The 8,350-nt window shown below is 69.6% G+C and carries 5 protein-coding genes; 4 read left to right on the top strand and 1 reads right to left on the bottom strand.

The window, feature by feature from the left end; all coding sequences use genetic code 11:
- The first annotated feature begins 422 nt into the window (after window positions 1–422).
- Together ACIQOV_RS15655 and ACIQOV_RS15650 are read left to right on the top strand one after the other, a co-directional pair.
- Window positions 423–890, top strand: coding sequence for a hypothetical protein (locus tag ACIQOV_RS15655; protein ID WP_401048866.1), 468 nt, complete (start codon window positions 423–425; stop codon window positions 888–890).
- The gene (locus tag ACIQOV_RS15650) at window positions 880–1,179 is read left to right on the top strand and encodes a hypothetical protein (protein WP_401048864.1); all 300 of its coding nucleotides are present in this window, start codon (window positions 880–882) and stop codon (window positions 1,177–1,179) included. The genes ACIQOV_RS15655 and ACIQOV_RS15650 overlap by 11 nt, the downstream gene beginning before the upstream one ends.
- 603 nt (window positions 1,180–1,782) lie before the next feature.
- Here ACIQOV_RS15650 and ACIQOV_RS15645 read toward each other — a convergent pair.
- Complete coding sequence (locus tag ACIQOV_RS15645) at window positions 1,783–2,931, bottom strand: hypothetical protein (protein ID WP_401048862.1); 1,149 nt, start codon at window positions 2,929–2,931, stop codon at window positions 1,783–1,785.
- 715 nt (window positions 2,932–3,646) lie between these two features.
- Between ACIQOV_RS15645 and ACIQOV_RS15640 the strand changes: the two genes are divergently transcribed.
- Together ACIQOV_RS15640 and ACIQOV_RS15635 are read left to right on the top strand one after the other, a co-directional pair.
- Window positions 3,647–4,456 carry a hypothetical protein gene (locus ACIQOV_RS15640; protein WP_401048860.1) on the top strand — a complete coding sequence of 270 codons (810 nt, stop codon included), beginning with the start codon at window positions 3,647–3,649 and terminating at the stop codon, window positions 4,454–4,456.
- A partial coding sequence (locus ACIQOV_RS15635) for a DUF6603 domain-containing protein (RefSeq protein WP_401048858.1) occupies window positions 4,428–8,350 on the top strand: 3,923 nt, incomplete at its 3' end. The genes ACIQOV_RS15640 and ACIQOV_RS15635, both read left to right, overlap by 29 nt.

Here is an 8,350-nt window from a genome sequence, read left to right as displayed (position 1 = left end):
GAATGGAGTACAGATGTGTGCTCTTCATTTAACCCTGACGGCCTCGACGGCAACCCGGGCCGATTGGGCAGAACCCGGCCGGGGGGCCCGGGAACACCCCGGGGCCGCCCCACCACCCGATGGAGCCACCACCCGATGACGCACACCGACCCATCCCACGCCCACGACATGCCGATGGCGGTCTTCCCGGGCTACCTCGCCGGCCCCGGCGAGGACCTCGACACGCTCTTCGCCTTCACCAGGGGGCGAGACGACTGGCTGCTGACCGTGGAGGACAACAACCTGGTCGCCTGCCACGAGAGCGCGACCGGAGTCGTGATCCTCGACCGGACCGAGGACAGCACCTACCCGCGGTGGACCATCGCCTCCGGCCGAGCGGCCTCGCCTGGAACGCCACGTTCGACGCGGCCACACCGGCCTAAGTGGTCATGGCCGCAGCCCGCCGCCTCGCCCACGGCACGGGCCAGCCCACCCACGCCGAACGCGAACAGCACCTGTGGAGCCACACCTGCCACGCCGACACCTTCCAGGCCCTCCACACGGAGGCAGCCCGCGCCCGCTGGAGCGCCGGCACCCGGTGCTGCACCCCCACCCTCGACGCGCCCGACGGCACCGCCACCCTGCGGATCCACCGCGCCGCCGAGGGCCACGGCGACGCCCGCGACCTCGCCTACACGCTCACCGCCGGCGCCCGCGGCCACGAGGCAACCTGGCGGACGGCCGAGTTCAGCCGCACCGTGCCGACCAGCGTCATCAGGGCCACCCTGCGCACCGTCACCGACCCCGGCCGCTACACCCGCCGGGCCTCCCGGATCCCGATGCTCCACCGCGCCGCCCTGCGCACCCACCCGGTGGCCCGACGATGCCCGGAGCCCGCCCTTGGCCGATGACCAGCCCGGCCACGGCACCGCCCAGGGCGAGCAGCACGTCGTGGCGCGCCCCGGCTACCTCGCCGGGCCGGGCCACTCGGACACCGCCAACGCGGCCTTCGAGGCCTTCCTCGCCGAACACCAGGGCTGGTCCCGGCACTCCTGTGACGGCGGAGACACCAGCGTCGCCGTCAGCGACTGCCTCACCGGCCGGATCCGGAGCGACCACGAGCCGGGCGACCGCAACTCCCGCTGGATGGTAGCCGGATACGAATCCGCGGTCGGCGAGCGGCAGCCGCAGTGGCGGTAGACGCGGCCGCGCTTGGCTGAGGAGCGCATGGCGATCACTTCATCGAGCTGGGGGAACGGCCTGTATCCCACCAGTCGCCCTGGAGCGGTCCCCGGGACCACCATGCGACCACCAAGGGGCCTGGAGATGCTCTGACCCGGGCTGATCCCTTGACGTGTGCTCAAGTCACCTGCGGCTCCGTTGAGCGGCTCGCAGCCTTGTGGATCATGCCCAGCGGCCCGATTCTTTCGCGCAGCGTCACTACAGGCGATGGGTTGACTGCTCTGGGGTGTGAGGTGGTCTGGGCGTGGCGCTGGCGGTGGTTCGGGCTGGGGTCGGCTGCGAGCTATGGTGATTGCTCTGAGTAATATCGGGCCGATCGGGGGGCGGGTGTCGATTGGCTGGGCGGGCTACCGCTCGATAGCCGTCAGGTTGAGTGTCGTCGCTCTGAGTTGCCGAAGAGGCTGGATGGCTGACGCGCAGCCCGTCACACTCTGTGATTGTTCACGGGGTTGTGCCGAGCCGTCGGGGTGGGCTCGGAGCTGCTTGTCACGGGGTGGAGTCGACGCTGGCGCGTCGGTTGGTCCGGGTATGAGCGCCGTCGGCTGCCGGGTGGATGCGGTGTCAGACGAGTCGGTCGCGGTTGTCTGCGGCGATGGCGCGGACGAGTGCGGCGAATTGGGCGCGGCTGTGGTGCTGGTGCCGTTCGGCTGTCTCGTCGTCCGATTCTTCCTCGTCGTCGTCCCGATCCTCGTCCTCGGCGTATTCCTGGTGGAGGAGCCAGCAGCCGTTGATGCCGGTGAGGAGGTCTTCGAGGAGGTCGCGGGCGGGGCGTCGTGGGTCCAGCGGGGTGAGGCGGATGCCGGTGAGCGCGGCGTCCGCCTCCTCCGAATCGTCGTCGGCGTACTCGGTGATCACCTCCTCGGCCTCCTCCAACTGCTCGCGGAGAGCGGCCGGGTCGGGCAGCACGCCGTCCCCGATCCGCATGGCGTGGCGCACGAGCCCGGTGACCGCGTCGTAGGGGGACACACCGGCCTCAAGGAGTTCCAGGACGAGCGTGGGTGTCGCGTGGGGGAGTGCCTCGATGTTGTCCGCCTCCCGGATCACCTCGGTGGGCGCGTACCCGGACGCCTCCGAGACGGCTTCGGCTGCGGCGTAGAGCCAGTGGGCGGCTGCCACGGCCGCTGCGGTGGGGTCGATGTCGGAGTAGAGCGCGGCCGGGCCGAACGGGTCCTCCTGGAGCAGCTGGTCGGCGGCGGCGACCTGGACGGGGGAGGCGCCTTCGCGGCTGAGCAGCACGGCCTGCTGCGCCCGTCCGGTGAGGTTGCCGAGCTCGGCGCCTTCGACGGCGGCCAGCTCCACCGTGGTCTCGGCGCGAATCGCCTCGGTCAACTCGGGGTTGTCCAGGGCGATGAGGGCGCGGCCGACGCGGTGCGCGTTCTCCAGCACCGGGCTGTACTCGACGATCACCGAGCCGCCCTGGGGAAGGTTCGGCGTGGTCACGGCTGCGGCGACCCCGGCGGACGCCTTGCGTTCCTCTTCCCGACGCCAGCCCTCGCTGTTCACCTCCAATGAGTCGGCGGCGCCGGCCGGGTGGGTGTAGGTGCGCCAGGCCGCCGCCGACAGTTGGGTAAGGGCCGCAGTCAGGCGGGAGAGCGCGGCGAGGTCCGTGCCGGCCGGGACGGCGGCGATCCGTGAGGCAAGGTCGCCTTGGCCGGTTCCCCAGGTGGCGATGAGTTCGTGTCGAGCGGGGTCGACGCAGTAGCGGGTCATGACGGACCACCTCCAGCTCGACTACGTCATATCACCTGTCACGGAGGTGCTATGACGTATCGTCAGTCTTTGGCTCGATCGAGGTCGACTGGAAATCATCGAGGTGTGGCCCGCTGCTTCTCGCCGGGAGCGTGCTCTGCGTCGCGTTCGGGTCGGCCTTCGCCGACTTCCGGAGTGAGTGGCTGCCGATTCCGGCCGCACGGATGGCGAAATATCGCTTTGAGGTGACGGATGATCACGATGTGTGATGTGATCGGTTCTTGCCAGGCGGGCGGGCCCATGACGATGGTCGATGCCCGCTGCTCGGTTCCTGGTGCGATGAGTCCGGCCTGGCCTGTTTTGTCGAGGGTCGGGCGCTACCAGCAGCGTCACTCGTGTCGGTAACGAGGGGATTTTTCATGTCGGTGTCCGTCGTGGACCTGCTCGCCAGCTTCCCGGCCCCGGGGAGGACATCGTTGTCCGAGTGAACCGGCTGACGGGAGCGCGTTGGCGTCCATAGTCTGATGCGACGAACCCGTCAGCGATCAGGCGGTAGCGCGGACGGGTGCGACTTCAGGAAGCGACCGAGTTCGTCGTTGCCCGACTGGTGAACCGCGCCCATGCGCAACGGGGACCTCCTCCTTGGTCAGGCCGGCCGTCCGCCCTGCTTGGCATCCCTTGGTGCTCTCCGAGCTTTTCCGCCTGCGTACACCCTCACAATCCCATGGGGAACTTCGTGGACCAGATGAACGTCGTCGCTGGAATCTCAGGACCTGTTGACGGCCTGCGCGCCATCCTCGAAGCAAAGTATCGCGTTTCAAATCTGCAGTCTTTCTGGTTGCAGGGGCCCGGAGAAGCAAGCATGCCGGTCCCTGATCGGGATTTCACCGTTCACGATCTGGCGCCGCAGCCCATCACCGCCACGTGGGTGTCGGTGCCGCCTTCGGGGCAGCCGTTGTTCTGCCTGTACCTGGAGATGCCCGAGTTCGCCGGCCCCGGGGGCTACTGGGCGGAGTTCTACTATCGGAGTGGTGGGTCGGCTCCGAGTTTTTCGGTCCGCCGATTGAAGGAGCCGCCGGGAAGTTTCACGGGGCCGGTGTTCGGGATCATCGGGCAGCGTCAGACCGCGTACCCCTATGTGAGGTCTCCGATCAGTCGGGCCAGTTCTCGGGAGGGCATGGTCGACCTGTTGACCCGCAGGTACGAACTCAGCCCCGACCACGAGTCCTTCTGGTTGCAGGGGCCCGGAGAAGCAAGCATGCCGGTCCCTGATCGGGATTTCACCGTTCACGATCTCGCGCCGCAGCCCATCACCGCCACGTGGGCAGCGGAAGGGCGGAACATGGCAGGCAAAGCTCTCTTCAGCCTGTTCTTCACCAGCCCCGGGTTCCCGGGCACCGGGAAATGGGCGCAGATCTTCTACGATCCCACGGGTCCAGCCTTGACGGCACTGGCTGCGGACGCGCCGGCCGAGAAGGCTCCCGCATTCGCTCTGAAGCCGGGCAGGCAGAGCGCGATTGCCGCGCCGCCACCGGCTGGCTCCTGAGCATGTCCGCGGATTTCACTCGAGTTTCCCGGAGGGCGCTGTGGCGATTTCTGTGTCCGAGCTGCTGGCTTTGTTCGACAGCTCGAGCGGGTCTGGGGTTTTCGAGCTGCCGGGTTCGGCGCTCGGAATCCCGGAGGTGTCCGACCTGTTCGATGTGTACCTGGGGGGTGGGCTGAGCCTGTCCGTGCCGGTCTTCGACCGTGAGGCCCTGGAGGCGGCGGGAGTCTGTGACATCCCGGAGTTGGGTGTGAAGCTGGCGACGCGTGTGCACTTCGCCGCCGACGCGGGCCGGATGTCCGTGGTGGGCTGCCGGGTGGCGGTGGAGGCTCCGTCCTGGGTGATCGAGACGCAGTATCTGCAGACCGACCTGACCAGGCTTCGCCCTCTGGGGTTCGACCCGTTGTCGGTCGTCTTCGCTGCGCTGCCGGACGCCCTGGGCGGTGCCCGCCCAGAGGTGTACCTGACGGTGGCGTTTCCTGCTGGCAGCCCCGCCAGGCGCGAGACCGTGCGGGTGCTGGGCGCGCAGTCGGCCGTCGTCGGACTGTCCGGGGATTTCCCGGACGCCCCGGCCTTCGATCAGCTGGCGGATCTGGCGGCTCTTCCGTTCCTGGACGCGTCGGTGATGGATCTCGTGCGCCTGCCGGAGGAGATCAGCGGCCGGCTGGGCAGCTTGTCGCTGACGTCGGTGAGCGCGGCGTTCGACCGGTACCTGGGACGCCTGGAGGAGGTGAGCGTCGCCCTACGGTTGCAGGGGGACGCCAGCTGGCCACTCATCCCGGGTCTGGTGGAGCTGGACCGGGTCGATCCGTTGCGGTTGGACGCGGTGCGGGAGCGTGCCGGGGCGTGGCAGGTGGACGTCACGCTGGGGGTGCGATGCACGGTGCGCGGGTCCTATGTTCTGGACGGTGAGTTGGCGCTGCCGGCGGGTCGGCTGTCGGCGGTGTTGTGGAACCCTGCGGGCGGCAGTGACCTGATCGGGGACGGGGCCCTGACAGGTACCGGTATCGACCCCGCCGGCGTCCAGTTGAGGTTCATCCACGTCTCGGCCGATGTGGCGTCCAGGTCCTACACCCTGGCGCTGGCCCTGGATGCGCGCTGGCACCTGGCTGCGGATGTCGTCTTGACCGGACTGGAGCTGCGTTCGGCCGGCACCGGCACATCGGTCCCCGGTGTGACATTGGCGGGCACGCTCGACGTGGGCGGGACTCCTGCTGTGCTGGAGGGGCGGCGCAGGCCCGATGGGGTGTGGGAGGTGGAAGGCTCCGCGTTCCAGGTGGACTTCGCCGGGTTTGCAGGCTGGTTCGAGCAGACGTTCGGCGTGCCTGTGCCACAAGCCGTGGCTGGTCTGGCAGTGGACCGCGTGACGCTGTCGCTGGCCTCGGACCTGTCAGGGCGTGTCTGGTGTGCTGGTTCGCTCCCACTGGGCGACGGGCTGGAAGGCGCGGCCTTCGCGTTGGACGCGTGGGTCGGCGTCAAGCCGCCTTCGGGGAAACGGCCGGTGGATTTCTCGGCCTCTTTGACGGTCGGGGTGGAGGTCGACGGTGAGCCCCGGGTCATGGACTTCACGGGGGACTTCGGCGCCGACGCCGCGGGCTCGCGGCTCACCCTCGAGTGGGCGAGTGAGCAGGGGATTCCCATGCAGGACCTGATGGCCGCCCTCGGCGTTGATCTGCCCGATCTGCCCAAGGCGTTGCGACCCGAACTGCAGGCCCTGTCAGCGCGCTACGACTCCGCTACCGGTGAGGTCCTGCTGACGGCCGCGACCGAACGCACAGGCTGGGTCTATGCCAGCCGTCCTGGCACCGGAGCCGGCAGCCCCCGCAGCACCGCCGCCGCGGTGCGGGCCCGGCTCGGCGCGCGTGCCTCGGATCTGCCGCTGGTCGGCGAGGCGATGCCGCCCGGCGCGGACCTGGTGCTCGACGCCATCGTCTTCACCTCGACGCCCACCGGCTGGACCGCCGACCAGGCCGCCTTGCTCAACTCCGCACTGGATCAGGCCGATTCCGCAGCGGAGCGCAGGCTGCCGCGCTTCGCCGCCGATCGGGCGGCCGGGCCCGGTACCGCCGTCCAGATCGAGCTGAGCATCGGTGGAGTGTCGCAGGTCCCGCTGGTCCTGCCGATCACCACAGGTGCGGGCGGCGCGCTCGTGGCTGTTCCCCTCGGCCCGCTCGCCGTGCGCACGGCGGACGAGGGCTGGTCGCGCGAGCTGGACCTGGTGTTCGGCCCGGTGCGGTTCTCCGGGATCGGGATCGGCTTCGCGGACGGGCAGATCTTCGTCGCCCTCGACGCCGTCCTGTCAGTGGGCCCGGTGCGGCTGATCCTGATGGGCCTCGGACTGGGCATCGACGGGGAGTTGGACGTCGCGCCCCGGCTGCGCGGGGCGGGCGTGCAGCTGGAGAAACCGCCGCTGAGGATCAGCGGCATGGTGGAGCGCCGCACCGGCTCGGAGGTCGCCCCGGGGCTCAAGGAGCAGTTCGTCGGGCTTGCCGCGATCGAGACCGGGTTCTTCGCCCTGAATGCCGCCGGGTCGTATGCCAAGGCCGTGGACGGCTGGTCGTCACTGTTCCTGTTCGGCGAGATCTCCGGCGGTGAGCAGGGACTGTTCGGGCCGCCGCCGTTCCGGGTGATCGCCATCTCGCTGGGCTTCGGCGTCAACAGCACCGTGCGCACCCCGACGATCGACCAGGTCGGCGAGTTCCCGCTGGTGAACCGGCTGGACGGCGTCGGCAGCGGCGACACGCCCGCACAGGTGCTGGAGAAGCTCGCCGGCCCGGGCGGCTGGATCACCCCGCGCGAGGGCCAGTACTGGGGCGCGGGCGGGATCGAGTTCAGCTCGTTCGAGTTCCTGCGCTCGCGCGCGCTGCTGCTGGTGGAGGGCGGCGAGTCCTGGAAGGTGCTGCTGATCGGCCGTACCACCATCGACCTGCCGCGCAGCAAGGCCGCCAAGAAGCCGATCGCGCGGATCGTCATCGACCTGGCCATCGGCTACCACCACGATCAGGGCCTCTTCTCGATGGACGCGGTGATCGCGCCCGGCTCGTACGTCATCGACCCGGCGGCCGAGCTCACCGGTGGCCTGTCGCTCTACATCTGGGGCCAGGACCGCACCGCCCTCGGCGGCGGCAAGGGCTTCGTCTTCACCCTCGGCGGCTACCACAAGAACTTCAAGAAGCCCGACTACTACCCCGACCCGCCCCGCGTGGGCTGGCGGTGGGCGATCGGCCCGGTGGCGATCCGCGGGCAGGTGTACGCGGCGCTGACCGACGGCGCCTTCATGGCCGGCGGCGAGCTGTCCGCGAACTACGACAAGGGCCACGGCATCCAGCTGCAGGCCTGGTTCACCGCCTGGCTGGACGCGCTGGTGCAGTGGAAGCCCTTCTACTTCGACCTGTCGATGGGCCTCAACATCGGGGTCGCGGCCACCGTCAAGGTGCTCTTCATCCGGGTCCGGGTCTCGCTGGAAGTCGGGGTGGAGCTGGACCTGTGGGGGCCGCCGATCGGCGGGCGGGCCAAGATCAAGGTCTGGTTCATCAGCTTCACCGTCGAGTTCGGCACCGGCCGCGACGGCGTACCGGCGATCGACTGGGCGGAGTTCAGCGTCCAGCTGCCCGCCCCGCTCTCCATCGCCCCGCTGCGGGGGCTGCTGGTCGACGTCGACCCCGAGGAGAGCGCGATCCGGTCGGCGGCGGGGGAGCCCCTGCTGGTCTCGATGGACGGGTTCGCCGTCCGCACCGAGGCCGCCGTCCCCGCCAGCCGCATCGTCTTCAACGGCCAGACCTTCGAGGGCACGGCCACGGACACCATCGACATCCGGCCGATGGGGCCCAAGGGTCAGGGCGTGGCCTCCGAACACCACGTCACCCTGCATTGGAACGATTCCCCCGACTACTACAC

It is taken from the genome of Kitasatospora sp. NPDC091257 (assembly GCF_044757675.1).
In the GTDB taxonomy this organism is placed as follows: domain Bacteria; phylum Actinomycetota; class Actinomycetes; order Streptomycetales; family Streptomycetaceae; genus Kitasatospora; species Kitasatospora lactacystinica.
This window is presented reverse-complemented; position numbering and strand designations above follow the sequence as displayed.

What these genes read in the sequence shown, in the direction of transcription:
- ACIQOV_RS15645 (WP_401048862.1), bottom strand. Translation starts at nt 2,931, where the DNA reads ATGACCCGCTACTGCGTCGACCCCGCTCGACACGAACTCATCGCCACC.